Origin of the sequence: Duganella phyllosphaerae (assembly GCF_001758785.1) — a bacterium.
GTDB lineage: Bacteria > Pseudomonadota > Gammaproteobacteria > Burkholderiales > Burkholderiaceae_D > Rugamonas > Rugamonas phyllosphaerae.
The window spans coordinates 1-14070 of sequence record NZ_LROM01000131.1 but is presented as its reverse complement, the minus strand read 5'-3'; the positions used below and the strand labels follow the sequence as shown (position 1 = coordinate 14070).

The following is a 14070-nucleotide window of genomic DNA, read 5'->3' as shown; positions in this document are numbered from 1 at the left end:
GTGGTTATGCTGCGCGGCTGCCGGCGGTCACCAGCTGGATCACCTTGCGCTCGCCGGCCAGTGCGTGGCCATGACCATGCTCGCTGCGGCTGCCGCCCGCTTCCTCGAAGAAGAATTTGTCCTGGCCGAAGGCCGGCTTGAGTTCATCGAGCCACGTCGCCTGCGCATCGAACCTGGCGTAAAACGGCCGCCGCACCCAGTCCGGATTGCGCGCTTGCAGGAACTGCAGCGCAAACACTTTTTCGCCGCCGATGGTGACCACGCCGTCGATCACCACCTTGCCGGGGAAGGCGCTCATCGACGGTCCGCGCACGGTGCGCGCCAGGCCAGACACCATCTGGTACGCGGCCTGGAAAATCTCGTGCGCGCGCACCAGGGGCAGCTGGAAGTAGTCGTGCGGACCGGTGTCGCGCTCGACGAACATGTAGTACGGAATAGCGCCCAGGCGCACGCCGGTCTGCCACAGCTCGGCCCAGCTTTTCGGGTCTTCGTTGATGTGGCGGATCAGCGGTCCCTGCATGCGCAAGGTGGCGCCGGTGCCGACGATGCGCTTGACTGCCTGCTGGGCGATCTCCTGGCGCAGTTCCACCGCGTGGTTATAGTGGCCCATGATGGCCATGTTCTCGCCGGCGGCGACCACCCGCTCGAACAGGCGCAGCAAGTCGTCGGCATCGCGGTCGCTGACGAAACGCTGCGGCCAATACGCCACCGACTTGGTGCCGATGCGGATGTTCTGGATGTGCGCCAGCTCGGGCGCCAGCAGCGGTTCGATGATCGCTTCGAGCGAACGGGTATTCATCACCAGCGGGTCGCCGCCGGTGATCAGCACATCGGTCATGTGCGGCTGGGTTTTCAGGTAGGCGGCCAGGCCGGTCGATTCGCGCGCGTCGAATTTCAGGTCGTCCATGCCGACGAACTGCGGCCAGCGGAAGCAGAATGTGCAATAGGCGTGGCAGGTCTGGCCGGCGCTGGGGAAGAACAGCACGGTCTCCTGGTACTTGTGCTGCAAGCCGCGCAGCGGCACGCCCTCCAGGTGCGGCACGTTGTGCGTCATCTGCCCGGCCGGGTGCGGATTCATTTGCAGGCGCAGCTTGCGCACCAGCGCGGCCAGCGCCGCCGGGTTGGCATTGCCCAGCACCAGTTCGCGCAGCCGGGCGTAGTCGTTGGGCGCAAGCATGTCGCGGTGCGGGAACACCAGCCGGTAAATCGGATCGTCGGGAATGTTGTTCCAGTCGATCAGCTGGTCGAGCACGTATTCGTTGGTGCGAAATGGCAGCACGTGCGACACCACCTGCACGGCTTCCTGCAAATCGGGCGCGAGCCAGTCCCATTGGCGCGCGTTGCTGATGGTCTGTCGGGTGTACGGCTTGAACTTGGCGGGAGCGTTGGTAGTCATGGCTGGATTCCTGTGGCAGTGGAAGGGCGAAAACTCGATGCTAGGGCGGCCATGCGCGCAGTAAATTGCCATTAATCAAGTGATCCTTGGAAAGTTTTGAGGTCTTGAGGCAAGTGACGATACTGCGACAGCCGGACTTTCCTTACGGCTATAACTTGCGGCATCGCAATTTGATGGCAGCTCCGCGCCGGTACAGTTCACCTCTCCCTCCACTCTTTCCCATAAGGAAATTCGCCATGAAACTGCTACCCGTGCTGGCCACCTTTACCGCTGCCGCCATGCTGTCGTTCTACGCCCTGCCGGTGCACGCTGCCGAGCCGACCGAAAAAGACGCCATCGCCATGGCCGAACGCGGCGCCGCCTTCATCAAGGCTCACGGCAAGGACGAGATGATCCGCAAGGTGGCCGCCAGGGACCCGAGCTTCATCCAGGGATCGCTGTACGTGGACATCCGCGACCTGAACACGGGCATCGTGCTGGCGCACCCGGTCAACCCGTCCATCGTCGGCAAGGATCTCACCGACGTGCCGGACGCCAGCGGTAAAAAATACCGGCGCGAGATCATCGATCTCGCCGCCAAAAAAGGCAGCGGCTGGGTCGATTACCAGTACAAGAATCCCGCCACCGGCAAGCTCGAACCGAAGACCACCTACATCCTGCGCGTGGGCGACGTCGTGCTCGAAGCCGGCATTTACAAGAAGTGACCCCATCCCAGACCGGAGAGCGCCATGCTGAAAAAATTACGGATCGGCCCCAAACTGCTGCTTGCGCCCGGCCTGGTGCTGGTACTGCTGATCGTCACGGCAGGCGCCGCGTCGATCGGCATGGTGCGCCAGAACGCCTCGCTGGAAAACCTGGTGCAGGTGCGCGCCGCGCGCCTGAAAACCACGGCCGACGTGGCCGGCGAGGCGCGCTATGCCCATGCCCACATCTACCAGTTGCTGGCGTGGGTAAACGGCAGCTTCGCCCAGAGCCGCCTCGATGACCTGGGCCTGCAGATCAAGACCCGCCACGCCGGCATCGAAGACCAGCTGCGGCGCCTGGCTGCCGCCGCCACCCAGGGCGACGAGCGGCGCTACGTCGAGCAATCGCTGAAGGCGCTGGCCGAGTACCGCAAGGCGGTACTGGAAACCATGGACATGGCGCAGATGGACCAAAGCATCGCCACCAACGCCATGGCCCGCGCGGAAAAGCAGTTCCTGGTGCTCAACGACCAGCTGGCGCAGTTGTCGCAGCTCGAAAAAAGCCTGAGCGAAAAAGCCCACGCGCGCGCCAGCGCCGACTTCCACGCGCTGACCACCGCGATGGCGGTGCTGGTGCTGCTGTCGATCGCGCTGTCGCTGGGCGTGACGATGGCGGTGCGGCGCGCCATGCTGCGCGATATCCGCGGCATCGGCGAGGTGGTGATCGCATTGGCCGAGGGCCGCCTGGGCGCCGGCCGCGCCAACCTGGGCCGCGATGAAATCGCCGACACCGCGCGCCTGCTCGACCAGAGCATGGGCAATCTGACCCGCACCATTTCCACCATCCTCGGCGCGGTGCGTTCGATCGACACGGCCGCCCACGAAATCGCCAGCGGCAACCAGGACCTGTCCACCCGCACCGAAATGCAGGCCAGTTCGCTCGAACAAACCGCCAGCGCCATGGACAGCCTGACCCAAGCGGTACAGCAGACCGCCACCAACGCGCGCGAAGCGTGCCAGCTGGCGGCGGGCGCTTCCGACATGGCGCAGCGCGGCGGCGCCGCCGTGCAGCAGGCGGTGCAGACCATGGCCACCATCCGCGCCAGCTCGCGCCAGATCGTCGACATCATCAGCGTGATCGACGGCATTTCGTTCCAGACCAATATCCTGGCCCTGAACGCGGCCGTGGAAGCGGCGCGCGCCGGTGAACAGGGGCGCGGTTTTGCAGTGGTGGCGTCGGAAGTGCGCACGCTGGCGCAGCGCTCGGCGGCGGCGGCCAAGGAGATCAACGCGCTGATCTCGGCGTCGGTGGCCACCATCGACAGCGGCAGCGCCTCGGTGCACCAGGCCGGCGAGCGGATGGTCGATATCGTCGCGTCGGTGCAGCAGGTCAACGACATCATCGCCCGCATCAGCGCGGCCAGCGCGGAACAGGCGCAGGGCATCGCGGAAGTGAACCAGGCGGTAGGCCAGATGGACGACGTCACCCAGCAGAACGCGGCGCTGGTGGAACAGGCGGCGGCAGCGGCCGAGAGCCTGCAGGAGCAGGCGGTGCACCTGTCGCAGGCGGTGTCGGTGTTCCAGCTGGGCGGCGCTGACGCTACCGACGTGGCGGTGGCGGAATTGGTGGCAGCGGCGCCGCCGTCACTGGCGGAACGGCTTGCTCAGAAAGCGCGAGCCCGCCAGGCCAAAGCGCCACGGCAGCTCCACGGCTTTCGAAATGCCGATGCGCGGGCCGGCTAGTACCTCGATGACGGTAGCGGGGTCCGGCGCGCTCACCTGAAACGGCAGGCCGTCGAGCGGCAGGTTGTTGTCGGCACGGGTGACGCCCAGCGCCTGGCACAAACGGCCCGGGCCAGAGCACAGCAGGCGCTCGTCGTCCAGGCCGCGCCTGGCTCGCATCTGCTCGAGCCCCACCAGCGGTTCGATGGCGCGCAGCAGCACCCCGGCGCCGTGGCCATTCTCGCGGCAGACGAAATTGAGGCACCAGTGGATGCCGTGCGAGCGGTACACATAGCTGCGGCCCGGCGGGCCAAACATGGAAAAATTGCGCGGCGTCTCGCCGATATAGCAGTGCGAGGCCGGTTCCTCGCGGTCGTAGGCCTCGGTCTCGACAATGCGCCCGCCCACGCCGTTCACCAGCACGGTGACGCCGATCAACTGGCGCGCGACGACATGCGACGGCGCTTCGAAATCAATTCCGGCAATGATTTTGCTCATGGCCAGATTGTAAAGGAAGCCACAAAAAAACTGACAAAACGTTATCAAACGTGCGGCCGCGATGCAAATAGCGGACGAAATATGTTCAAGAAGCAATAAAAAAGCCAGAAAATCGCGCAAGCTGCCAGCGCTTGCGGTGATAATGACGGGTACGCATGTGCCGCTTTTGCGCCGCCCACCCATTCCGACGATCCCGCACCATGACCACAGTTGCAGCCCGAGCAGTGCCTATGCCAGCAGAAAACGCGGTGGAAGAAGCGCTGATGCGCTCCATCCGCATTCCGCCACGGCCGAGCTTGCTCGTGGACCTGCAACGCGAACTGGCCAAGGCCGATCCCTCGCCGCGCACGATTGCCCGCATCATCGGCAACGACGTCGGCATGTCGGGCGCCCTGCTGAAATTGGCCAATTCGCCCTTCTTCGGCGCCGCCCGCAAGGCCAAGTCGGTCGAACAGGCCATCAATTTCCTGGGCCTGGACCTGTGCGCGTCCACCCTCACCGGCTTGCTGGCGCGGCGCGCCATCGACGGCCAGGGCGCGGACCTGAGCGCGTTCTGGGAAATCTCGATGCGGCGCGCGCAGGCGCTGATGTTCACTTCGCGCCGCTTGCGCATCGCCCCCGCCGACATCGCCCACACGTTCGGCCTGTTCTGCGACATCGGCGTGCCGCTGCTGATGGACCGCTTTGCCGACTACGCCGCCACCTACGACGACGCCTGCGACGAACCGCGCCGCCGCTTCACCGAGATCGAGGACGAGCGCTTCAGCACCAACCACGCGGCCATCGGCTGCCTGCTGGCGCGCAACTGGGGCCTGTCGCCCGACGTCTCGTGGGCGATCCTGCTGCACCACGACTACCGCGTGCTCGACGACCCCGCCACCGACGACGCCGTGCGCTCGCTGGTGGCGCTGACCCTGCTGGCCGAAAAAGGCATCGAGCGCTTCTTCGGCCGCACCCTGTCCCACGAGTGGGAAAAAGGCGGCGAACTGGCCTGCCAGCACCTTGGTCTGACCGAGGACGAAGTGGCCGACCTGCTCGACGAGCTGCACGAAGCCTTTCACAACGAACGATAAAGATCCCCCATCCGCATGCCCAAGAATAAGCGTCCCGTCCCCCGTAAATCCGCCACCTCGCCTGAAGTCAAGGATGAGCAGAACACCACCGAACTGTGCGCGCTAGCGCTGGACCTGTCGGACGGCGAAGCCAATCCCGACATCGTCGCCGCCGCCACCCGCGCCGACCTGGCGCAAAAAGCCATCGAGTTCCAGCGTCTGCTGCGCCGCCTGCTCACGCAAGGCAAGGACGAGGTGCTGTACGGCGCGGTGGAACTGGCGCGCGACGAATCGGTGGACGGCTACCGCTACCTGAAAAACGCCATCGAGGAAGGCGCCGCCAACCTGGTGCTGCGCCGCGAAGGCTCGGCCGACATCGAGATCGACGCGTTTGCGATTCCCGTGTTCGTGCACAGCCAGGGCGGCCTCGATCCGGCGTTCGATTTCCAGGACAGCGCCGCCTACGACGCCGTACTGGCCAGCCTGACTACGGCCGGCCTGGAAAGCCCGAAAGCCAAGGTGGTCCTGGTGAGCCACGCCTACGACCTCGAAGAAGTCGAACGTATCAGCTACGGCCAGCTGCACGCCATGCTGCGCGAGGCAGCCAATTCGCTGACCGAGAAAAAACTCACCGCTGCTCCTGCTTTGGAACGAAGCATGGCGCAGGGCTGGACGGCCACCGCGTTTGGCCTCGAGGACAGCGCGGTGGAAGTGCGCTTCCTGCTCGGCTTTGCCTTGAAGCGCGCCGACGACCCGTTCTACCAGGTGCCGAAAAGCGAAAAAGCGGCCGACGCCTATTTCGCCAAACGGGCCGACGCCTATCAGCAATGGACCGCCGATTTCGCGCCGATGGTGGCGCGCTGCCTGGGTCGTGGCCGCGGTGTTGATGCCAACTTGACGCTCAACTTCCTGTACCAGGACCTGTTCTTCGGCGCGCGCGAGCAGGCCGTGGCCGAATACGCCACCCTGCAAATCCTCGCCACCATGAACGGCGCCATGACCGGCCACGCGCCGGACCAGCTGTCGGCCATCATCGCCCCCACCGACATCGACGACGAAATGCTGCTGCGCGTGCAACTGTCCGCTGGCGCCACGGTGCTGGCCACGGCCGACAAGCCACTCGATCTCACCGCCGACCTGGAAGTGGAAGTGGACGACCTGCGCGACGCACTGGCCAGCATTGGTCTGGCCGACGTCTCGGTCGCGCTGCGGTTCGATGCCGACGGCAACGCGGTCGATGTGCGGCCGCTGGCGTGACGAACTTTTTTTGTCTTTGACTTCGGCCCGATAGCGGCGGATACTTTTTCTTCAAGCGGAACATAGAGTCCGCTGCCTGGCGGTGCCGGCATGGTGCGCCGCAGCGGCGCACGCCACTGGCGTCGCCGAAGGAGACGATCATGAAGCCATCGACACCACTGCGGCTGGGACTGTTCGCGTCCCTGCTGCTGGTCTGCAGCGTGTTATCCGGTTGCGCCAACCTCGGCGCCACGCGCGTACCACCGCCCGGCCTGTTCCAGGACCAGTCGTTCAACCAGCCGGACAAGCCGATCGACACGGCCCAGCTGTTTGCCGTCGACGACGCCATGCGGCGCTATCTGCACGACGAGCTCGGCAGTTCGAAAAAGACCGCAGACAAGCGCCAGGCCCTGTTCGACGCGCTGTACCGGCGCGATCAGCTCAAGCTCGAATACGATGCCGTCATTACCCGCACCGCAGCAGAAACCTTTGCTGCGCGCTCGGGCAACTGCCTGTCGCTGGCCATCATGACCGCTGCGCTGGCGCGCGAGCTGAACTTTGCGGTGCAATTCCAGCAGATCGACGTGGGCGAAGTGTGGAGCCGCAGCGGCAATCTGTATTTTTCCAGCAACCATGTGAACCTGGTGCTCGACCGCAAGCGCATCGATGCCGGCAATGCCGGCCTCGGCTATACCCTCAACGCCGACCATCCGCTGGTGGTCGATTTCATCCCGATCCCGGACACGGCGCGCAGCCGCGCCCAGCCGTTGACGCAGGCCACGGTGGTGGCCATGTACCTCAACAACCGGGCCGCCGAGCTGCTGGCGGCCGGCCACGTGGACGACGCCTACTGGGCGGCGCGCCAGGCCGTGGTCGCCGCCCCGGATTTTCTCAACGCCTACAACACCCTGGGCGTAATCTACCAGCGCCACGGCGACCATGCAGCCGCCGAGCGCGCGCTGCGCCATGCGCTGGGCGGCGCGCCCGACAACACCGTTTACTTGTCCAACCTGGCGCAGACGCTGGACCACGCCCAGCGCCCGCAGGAAGCGGAACTGCTGCGCGCACGGCTGCGCCTGCTGGAACCGTATCCGCCGTTCTACTTCTATCACCAGGGCCAACAAGCGATGGCGCGCGGCGATTATCAACGCGCGCGCACCTTGTTCCAGCGCGAACTGGACCGCGTACCGAACTACCACGAGTTGCACTACTGGCTGGCGGTGGCCAATTACCAGTTGCACGACGTGCGCGCCGCCGAACGCCACCTGCAAGCGGCGATCGACAACAGCACCTCGCGCGACACCCACGACCTGTACGCGGCCAAGCGCAACCGGCTGCGCGAGGCGGCGCCGAAACAGCAGTAAAATAGTGAGATGGTACGTAGCTCGACAACATCTTGTGGCATATTGCCAATCGGCTATTTCCGAATCTGCCAATAACCCGGTCGTCGCCGTTGATGGGCAACTGCGATCACCCTGACTTCACCTGGGGTCAATTGGTAAATCAGGTCATAGGGAAACCTGCGGAGAGCGTAACGGCGCCGCTTACCTCAAAATACAGAACCCAATTGAGTCGAACCAAGGATCAGTGTCACTGACCTCTCGAACTCGGCCAAGAAGGCTTGCGCTAATCCGACACCCGCTTGTGCGCTGTAAAAATCAGCAGCTTCCTGCAACTCTAAAAGTGCTGCGGGAGCGATCGTCAGCTTCACTTGAGACTCGCACGAATCTGGGCCAGGGCCTCATCAACTGGAATAGCTTTTACCGTTCCATTTTCAATTTCAGCGATACGGCGCTCGACCTCAGCTGCCAGTGCTTCGTCAGCCGGTGCATCGTTTTCGAGACTGGCAATCAGCACCTGCACGATCGCTTCGCGCTCGTCCGTCGTAAGCTTCATTGCTTCAGTAGTGATCAATTCAATTGGCGTTTGCATGGCGCTCTCCTTCAAATCCTATCCTACCCCATTGAAGCGCTGCTCAGTTCAGTCAGAAAGCAACCGAATCAGACATCTCCCGCAACACCATCCACTGCGTCAGTTTTTCCGCATACGCCAAGGTATAAGCCGGACTGCTCGACGGCAGCGCGGCGATGCGGTAGTGCGCGGCGTGTTCGCCCAGCACCTTCATGCCCAGCTTGTGGGCGGTGCCGCCGTTGAAGGCGATGGCGGTGATCCGGGGATGGCGCGCCAGGAGCTCGGGCAAGTCGTTGTCGTCGCGGTGGCGGATCGCGCTGTCCAGGCTGCCGGTGCGATGGGCTGCCGCCACCACGTCCCATAAACCGACGCCGTGACGCAGCAGGGCCTGCAGGCGCTGGTCATACGGCAGCGGCACCAGGTCGGTGCCGATCACGGCCGAAATCAACATCCAGAAACGGTTTTGCGTGTGTGCGTAGTACTGCGCCTGGGCCAGCGATTTTTCGCCGGGCAAGCTGCCCAGCACCAGCAACCGCGTGTTGGCGTCGACGACCGGGGCGAAGCACTGTTTTCGTTCCATTGCGCCATTCGTGAACAAGATGGCGGCAATTGTACCGTCAACGGAACAGCGAGTGGCCGAACAGGGTTTGGACGGCGCTCTGGATCGGCTCTTCGGACAACATCAGCACCAGGGCGGTGCTCACGGCAACGTAGAGAATCACGGAAACAACTTTAATTTGCAGCGCGGTTTTCATGACCGCCTCCGGTTCAAGTGGTGTATGCACGAATTCATCATAGTTCGTTTTTGATAATTTTCCCTTGTCTTTACATAATTTAATGTGATCAGCCAACACCGGGGAAAAGGGTCCCGGAAAAATGGCAGCTAGGCAAGTTACTGGCCGGACAGCTATACTGGTTTGATGTCAACACCGCTGCTCTTCATTACCGCCTGCCTGATCTGGGGCTCCACCTTCTTCGCCATCACGCTGCAATTGGGCGAGGTGGCGCCGGCGGTCTCGGTGGCCTACCGTTTCGGCCTGGCTGGCGCGGTGCTGTTCGCCTGGTGCGCAGTGCGCGGCGACAAGCTGTGGCTGCCTTGGCGCGCGCAGCGCTGGCTGCTGGCGCAAGGCCTGGCCACTTTCGCACTCAGCTATATCTGTACCTACACGTCCGAGCAATACCTGGTCTCCGGGCTGGTGGCGGTGCTGTTCGCCTTGATGGTGTTCTGGAACCCGCTGTTCAACCGCTACGCCTTCGGCACCGCGGTCAGCCGCCGCACGTTTGCGGCCGGCGGCGTGGCCATCCTCGGCGTGATCCTGCTGTTTTCCCATTCCATCGCCGGCGCCTGGCGCGACCTGTCTCTTGGCGGCAGCGGCCACTTTTTATTGGGCCTGGTGCTGGCGCTGCTGGCCACCATCGCCAGCACGGTCGGCAACTTGCTGGTGATCAAGGTGCGCGAGCATTCATCGAATGTGTTGCTGGGTATGGCGTGGGCCATGACCTGGGGCAGCCTGCTGGTGGCGGCGTGGGTGCTGGTGAGCGGCCAGCAGTTCACTTTGTCGCGTGCGCCGCAGTACTGGGCGGGCTTGCTGTACCTGTCGCTGTTCGGCTCGGTGATCGCGTTTGCCGCCTACTTCACGCTGATCCACCGCATCGGCTCGGACAAGGCCGTGTACATTGGCGTGGTCACGCCGGTGATCTCGGTGTTGCTGTCGATCCAGCTCGAACATTACCGTCCCGGCGCGGTCGAATGGGCAGGCATGGTATTGTGTCTGTCCAGCGTCGCCTGGGCGTTGCAACCTCCTTCTGTTACCGTCAAAAATACATGAGTACATCAGAACTGATCATCCGCCCGGCCGAACCGGCCGACATCCCTGCCATCTTCGGCATGATTTTCGAACTGGCCGTCTTCGAAAAGCTCGAACACATGGTCGTCGCCGACGAAGCCATGCTGCACGAGGCGCTGTTTTGCGACAAGCCCACCTGCGAGGCCATCGTCGGCGAGACCGACGGCGAAGTCGTCACTTTCGCGCTGTTCTTCCATAATTTTTCCACCTTCCTGTGCAAGAAAGGCCTGTACCTGGAAGACCTTTACGTCAAGCAGTCGATGCGCGGTCGCGGCTACGGCAAGCAGATGCTGGTCGCGCTGGCGCAAATCGCCACCGAGCGCGACTGCGGCCGCTTCGAGTGGTCGGTGCTGGACTGGAACGCCAGCGCCATCTCGTTCTACGAAGGCATGGGCGCCACCATCATGCCCGACTGGCGCATTTGCCGCGTTACCGGCGAAGCGCTCACCCAACTGTCTGCCCAGCGCTAAAAAAATTCCCGCGACACGGGAAGTCATCGCGGGACTGAACCCGTTGTCAGGGGGAGGGAGACGTTGCAACGGGTTCACTATAGCCGCGCCCTGCCCGCCCGCGGACAGGCATTACAATCCCTTACGCGCTGCAAAATCTGCTTACACGGCTTTACATCAACCGGCAACTTCCCCGTACCGGCTTACAGTCGTGGCGCGGGCGCCCGGCTGGCAAAACGCTCGAGCAGCTCGAACACGGCCTGCGTGAGCAGCGCCAGCACCGCTGCCGGAATGGCGCCGGCCAGCAGCATCTGGTTGTCGTTGAGCGCCAGCCCGATCGTGATGCGCTCGCCAAAACCGCCGGCGCCGATGAAGGCGGCAATGGTGGCCGTGCCCACGCTCATTACCGCTGCCGTTTTCACCCCGGCCAGAATCACCGGCAGCGCCAGCGGCAGCTCGATCAGCCACAGTCGCTGGCTTGGGCGCAAGCCCAGCGCCAGCGCGGCCATGCGCAAGCCGGGCGACACCTGCAATAGCCCGGTGCAGGTGTTGCGCACGATGGGCAGCAGCGCGTACACCACCAGCGCGATCAGCGCCGGCACCGTGCCTATCATCCCCAGCAGCGGTATCAGCAAGGCCAGCAGCGCCAGCGACGGCACCGTTTGCAGCACGCCGGTCACGCCCAGCACCAGTTGCCGCAGGCGCGGATAGACCGCTGCCAGCACGCCGAGCGGTACGCCCATGAGGCAGGCCAGTCCCACCGCCACCAGGACCAGCATGAGGTGCTGGCGCGTGAGGCGGCCCAGGTTTTCATCGAATATTTTGCCGGCCAATCCGGTGCGCCAGGACGATGCCGGCCGGGCATCCGCTGCGGTCGATGCGCCAGTGGTCGATGCTGCGGCGCTTGGCGCCACATTGGCCTTGGCGCCCGCCGGTCCGCCGGCGGCCAGCCACTCGCGCGCCACCTGGCTAAAACTCTTGCCGTCGATTTCAGCGGCTGCATTCATGGCGATCATGGCGTCGGCGCTGATGCGTCCTTCCAGCTTTTCGATGGCCGTCCACGCTGCGGGGAAACGCCGGACGGCATCGAGCCGGTACAGCAGCACGGCATCATAACGGGGGAAGTAAGCAAGGTTATCGTCCAGCACGCGCAAGCCGTACTGGCGAATCTTGGCGTCGGTGGAGTAGATGTCGATAACGTCGGTCTGGCCCCGGCGCAGGGCCTCGTAGGCCAGGCCGTGATCAAGGCCTTGCGGACGCTGCGGCAGGCCGTAGGTCCTGGCCAGGCCCGGCCAGCCGTCGGCGCGGCCGATGAATTCGTGCGACAGGCCGAAGCGCAGCGCCGGCTGTTTGGCGAGGTCGGCGATGGTGCGGGTATCGGCGGCATCGCCGCGCATGGCCAGCGAGTAGGTATTATTAAAACCCAGAGGCACGGCGATACCCAGGCCCATGGGCGCCAGTTCCTTGCGCATCTGCTCGAGCGACGTCGCCTTGGGATGCTTGAGGATTTCGAGGTCGATGGTACCCAGGTATTCGGCATAGACATCGATGCGGCCGGCCTGCAGGGCAGCGAGCACGATGGCGGTATTGCCGAGGCCCTGCAAGTGCGTGACCCTGGCGTGCGGCGCGGCCACTTGCGTGAGCACCTCGCCCAGGATGTACGACTCGGTGAAGCGCTTGGAGCCGACGTGCAGGGTATCGTCAAGGGCATGCGCCGGAACGCACCAGGAGCACAAGGTGCACAGCATGAAAATCAGGGGCAGCCAGGCTGGCGGTCGTGCGTGCACAAAGTCTCCGAATCAGTGGTCAATCCGGCCAGCTTACCATTGGCTGAACTTACCCGGCCGGGAGCACCTGTGGCGAACGCAATATGCCAGCGTTGACCACGCCCTGGCACGGATTGAAGCCGATCGCGTACGCCAGCTCACCCGGGCGGGCGATGCGCCACAGCGCGAAATCGGCGCGCTTGCCCACCGCCAGCGTGCCCACCTGGTCGTGCAGGCCCAGTGCGCGCGCCGCGTGCACGGTGCAGCCGGCCAGCGCTTCCTGCGGCGTCAAGCGCCACAAGGTGCACACCATGTTCATCGCCAGCAGCAGCGAAGTCATCGGAGAAGTGCCGGGGTTGCAGTCGGTCGCTACCGCCATCGGCACGCCCAGCGCGCGCAAGGCGCTCACCGGAGGCGGGTTGGTGTCGCGTAAAAAATAATAGGCGCCGGGCAGCAACACGGCCACGGTGCCGGCAGCGGCCATGGCGGCGATGCCTTCGGAACTCAGGTGTTCGAGGTGGTCGGCGGACAGACCGTCGTAGCGCGCCACCAGTTCGGCGCCGCGCTGGTCGGACAGTTGCTCGGCGTGCAGCTTGACCGGCAAGCCGTGTGCCTGCGCCGCCTGGAACACGCGCTCGGTCTGCTCATGCGAAAAGCCGATGCGCTCGCAAAACGCATCGACCGCATCGACCAGGCCTGCAGCCGCCAGCGGCGCGATCATCGCGCACACGGCGTCGATGTAGTCGTCGGCGCGGCCCACGTATTCGGGCGGCAGCGCGTGGGCACCCAGGAAGGTGGTGGCCACCTGCACCGGCAGCTCGCGCCCGATGCGGCGTGCCACGCGCAGCATTTTCTCCTCCGACGCCAGGTCGAGGCCATAGCCGGACTTGATTTCGATGGTGGTCACGCCCTCGGCCAGCAGGCTGCGCACGCGCGGCAGGCTTTGCGCCAGCAGTTCGTCGGCGCTGGCGGCGCGCGTTGCGCGCACGGTGGACATGATGCCGCCGCCGGCGCGGGCGATGTCCTCGTAGGTGGCGCCGTTGAGGCGCGCTTCGAATTCGCCGCTGCGGTTGCCTGCGTGGACGATGTGGGTGTGGCAGTCGATCAGGCCGGGCGTGAGCCAGCAGCCGCCGCCATCGTGCACGGTGGCGGCCTGGTTTGTGGGCAAGGCCGCCCGTGGTCCCAGCCAGGCAATGCGGCCGTCCTTGACGGCAATCGCGCCATCGAGGATCGCCCCGTAGCCGCTCTCGTCATGGGCGCCATCGCCGGCCATGGTAGCCAGGTGCACATTGATGAACAACAGGTCCCACGCCATGGGCAGCCTTTAATTGGCGATGAGATCGACGACGAACACCGTGGCCTGGGCCGATTCCAGCGTCCAGTCCTGTTCGCCCTCGAGCACCAGCAAGTCGTAGCGCACCAGCGCCAGCCGTTCGCGCGCGCTGCACACCGACAGGCTCTCGCCATCGGCCAGGAAGACCAGCGTGGTGCCGCTGCGGCGGGGCAGCGG

At 64.6% G+C, this 14070-nt stretch carries 15 protein-coding genes and 1 pseudogene; 7 read left to right on the top strand and 9 right to left on the bottom strand.

The window, feature by feature from the left end; all coding sequences use genetic code 11:
• Positions 1–4 precede the first annotated feature (4 nt).
• Entirely contained in the window at positions 5–1396 is a 1392-nt protein-coding gene (locus DUPY_RS22410) for a KamA family radical SAM protein (protein ID WP_070251249.1), read from the bottom strand.
• Between the two features lie 236 nt (positions 1397–1632).
• Here DUPY_RS22410 and DUPY_RS22405 point away from each other — a divergent pair, with 236 nt between their 5' ends.
• Positions 1633–2100 carry a cache domain-containing protein gene (locus DUPY_RS22405; protein ID WP_070251247.1) on the top strand — a complete coding sequence of 156 codons (468 nt, stop codon included), beginning with the start codon at positions 1633–1635 and terminating at the stop codon, positions 2098–2100.
• A gap of 24 nt (positions 2101–2124) precedes the next feature.
• Entirely contained in the window at positions 2125–3822 is a 1698-nt protein-coding gene (locus tag DUPY_RS22400) for a methyl-accepting chemotaxis protein (RefSeq protein WP_070251244.1), read from the top strand.
• On the opposite strand, the gene DUPY_RS22395 is transcribed toward DUPY_RS22400, so the two are convergent.
• The gene (locus tag DUPY_RS22395) at positions 3724–4299 is read right to left on the bottom strand and encodes a DNA-3-methyladenine glycosylase (RefSeq protein WP_070251242.1); all 576 of its coding nucleotides are present in this window, start codon (positions 4297–4299) and stop codon (positions 3724–3726) included. The genes DUPY_RS22400 and DUPY_RS22395 overlap by 99 nt on opposite strands.
• 200 nt (positions 4300–4499) lie before the next feature.
• Here DUPY_RS22395 and DUPY_RS22390 point away from each other — a divergent pair, with 200 nt between their 5' ends.
• The 3 genes from DUPY_RS22390 to DUPY_RS22380 all read left to right on the top strand — a co-directional run bounded on the left by DUPY_RS22390 (position 4500) and on the right by DUPY_RS22380 (position 7951).
• Positions 4500–5372, top strand: a complete 873-nt coding sequence (locus DUPY_RS22390) for an HDOD domain-containing protein (RefSeq protein ID WP_070251240.1) — start codon at positions 4500–4502, stop codon at positions 5370–5372.
• Between the two features lie 15 nt (positions 5373–5387).
• Positions 5388–6608: a DUF2863 family protein gene (locus tag DUPY_RS22385; protein ID WP_070251238.1), complete on the top strand. Its 1221-nt coding sequence runs from the start codon at positions 5388–5390 to the stop codon at positions 6606–6608.
• A 140-nt stretch (positions 6609–6748) separates the two neighbouring features.
• Positions 6749–7951, top strand: coding sequence for a tetratricopeptide repeat protein (locus tag DUPY_RS22380; RefSeq protein ID WP_070251236.1), 1203 nt, complete (start codon positions 6749–6751; stop codon positions 7949–7951).
• A 185-nt stretch (positions 7952–8136) separates the two neighbouring features.
• On the opposite strand, the gene DUPY_RS28480 is transcribed toward DUPY_RS22380, so the two are convergent.
• The 4 genes from DUPY_RS28480 to DUPY_RS28475 are packed head-to-tail and all read right to left on the bottom strand — an operon-like array spanning position 8137 to position 9253.
• Positions 8137–8298, bottom strand: a complete 162-nt coding sequence (locus DUPY_RS28480; protein ID WP_167359100.1) for a hypothetical protein — start codon at positions 8296–8298, stop codon at positions 8137–8139.
• Complete coding sequence (locus DUPY_RS22375; RefSeq protein WP_070251234.1) at positions 8295–8519, bottom strand: addiction module protein; 225 nt, start codon at positions 8517–8519, stop codon at positions 8295–8297. Before DUPY_RS22375 ends, DUPY_RS28480 begins: the two co-directional genes overlap by 4 nt.
• A gap of 52 nt (positions 8520–8571) precedes the next feature.
• On the bottom strand, positions 8572–9078 hold the full coding sequence (locus DUPY_RS22370) for a DNA-deoxyinosine glycosylase (RefSeq protein WP_070251232.1): 507 nt from the start codon (positions 9076–9078) through the stop codon (positions 8572–8574).
• Positions 9079–9115: 37 nt separating this feature from the next.
• On the bottom strand, positions 9116–9253 hold the full coding sequence (locus tag DUPY_RS28475; RefSeq protein WP_167359099.1) for a hypothetical protein: 138 nt from the start codon (positions 9251–9253) through the stop codon (positions 9116–9118).
• A gap of 165 nt (positions 9254–9418) precedes the next feature.
• Here DUPY_RS28475 and DUPY_RS22365 point away from each other — a divergent pair, with 165 nt between their 5' ends.
• A complete protein-coding gene (locus tag DUPY_RS22365) occupies positions 9419–10327 on the top strand; it encodes a DMT family transporter (protein WP_070251230.1) in 909 nt (302 codons plus the stop codon).
• Positions 10324–10815: a GNAT family N-acetyltransferase gene (locus DUPY_RS22360; protein WP_070251228.1), complete on the top strand. Its 492-nt coding sequence runs from the start codon at positions 10324–10326 to the stop codon at positions 10813–10815. Before DUPY_RS22365 ends, DUPY_RS22360 begins: the two co-directional genes overlap by 4 nt.
• A 182-nt stretch (positions 10816–10997) precedes the next feature.
• On the opposite strand, the gene DUPY_RS22355 is transcribed toward DUPY_RS22360, so the two are convergent.
• From DUPY_RS22355 to DUPY_RS22345, 3 genes and pseudogenes are all read right to left on the bottom strand, one after another.
• Entirely contained in the window at positions 10998–12542 is a 1545-nt protein-coding gene (locus DUPY_RS22355; RefSeq protein WP_070251391.1) for an ABC transporter permease/substrate-binding protein, read from the bottom strand.
• 88 nt (positions 12543–12630) lie between these two features.
• Positions 12631–13875, bottom strand: a complete 1245-nt coding sequence (gene hutI, locus DUPY_RS22350) for an imidazolonepropionase (protein ID WP_070251226.1) — start codon at positions 13873–13875, stop codon at positions 12631–12633.
• A gap of 9 nt (positions 13876–13884) precedes the next feature.
• A pseudogene (locus DUPY_RS22345) lies at positions 13885–14070 on the bottom strand (HutD family protein); the annotation flags it as partial.

Excerpts from the sequence above, each read along its gene's own strand:
- DUPY_RS22380 (WP_070251236.1), top strand. The coding sequence starts at position 6,749 with ATGAAGCCATCGACACCACTGCGGCTGGGACTGTTCGCGTCCCTGCTG.
- DUPY_RS22370 (WP_070251232.1), bottom strand. The coding sequence starts at position 9,078 with ATGGAACGAAAACAGTGCTTCGCCCCGGTCGTCGACGCCAACACGCGG.
- DUPY_RS22355 (WP_070251391.1), bottom strand. The coding sequence starts at position 12,542 with ATGCTGTGCACCTTGTGCTCCTGGTGCGTTCCGGCGCATGCCCTTGAC.
- DUPY_RS22375 (WP_070251234.1), bottom strand. The coding sequence starts at position 8,519 with ATGCAAACGCCAATTGAATTGATCACTACTGAAGCAATGAAGCTTACG.
- DUPY_RS22385 (WP_070251238.1), top strand. The coding sequence starts at position 5,388 with ATGCCCAAGAATAAGCGTCCCGTCCCCCGTAAATCCGCCACCTCGCCT.
- DUPY_RS22395 (WP_070251242.1), bottom strand. The coding sequence starts at position 4,299 with ATGAGCAAAATCATTGCCGGAATTGATTTCGAAGCGCCGTCGCATGTC.
- DUPY_RS22360 (WP_070251228.1), top strand. The coding sequence starts at position 10,324 with ATGAGTACATCAGAACTGATCATCCGCCCGGCCGAACCGGCCGACATC.
- DUPY_RS28475 (WP_167359099.1), bottom strand. The coding sequence starts at position 9,253 with ATGAAAACCGCGCTGCAAATTAAAGTTGTTTCCGTGATTCTCTACGTT.
- DUPY_RS22400 (WP_070251244.1), top strand. The coding sequence starts at position 2,125 with ATGCTGAAAAAATTACGGATCGGCCCCAAACTGCTGCTTGCGCCCGGC.
- DUPY_RS22365 (WP_070251230.1), top strand. The coding sequence starts at position 9,419 with ATGTCAACACCGCTGCTCTTCATTACCGCCTGCCTGATCTGGGGCTCC.
- hutI (WP_070251226.1), bottom strand. The coding sequence starts at position 13,875 with ATGGCGTGGGACCTGTTGTTCATCAATGTGCACCTGGCTACCATGGCC.
- DUPY_RS22410 (WP_070251249.1), bottom strand. The coding sequence starts at position 1,396 with ATGACTACCAACGCTCCCGCCAAGTTCAAGCCGTACACCCGACAGACC.
- DUPY_RS22390 (WP_070251240.1), top strand. The coding sequence starts at position 4,500 with ATGACCACAGTTGCAGCCCGAGCAGTGCCTATGCCAGCAGAAAACGCG.
- DUPY_RS22405 (WP_070251247.1), top strand. The coding sequence starts at position 1,633 with ATGAAACTGCTACCCGTGCTGGCCACCTTTACCGCTGCCGCCATGCTG.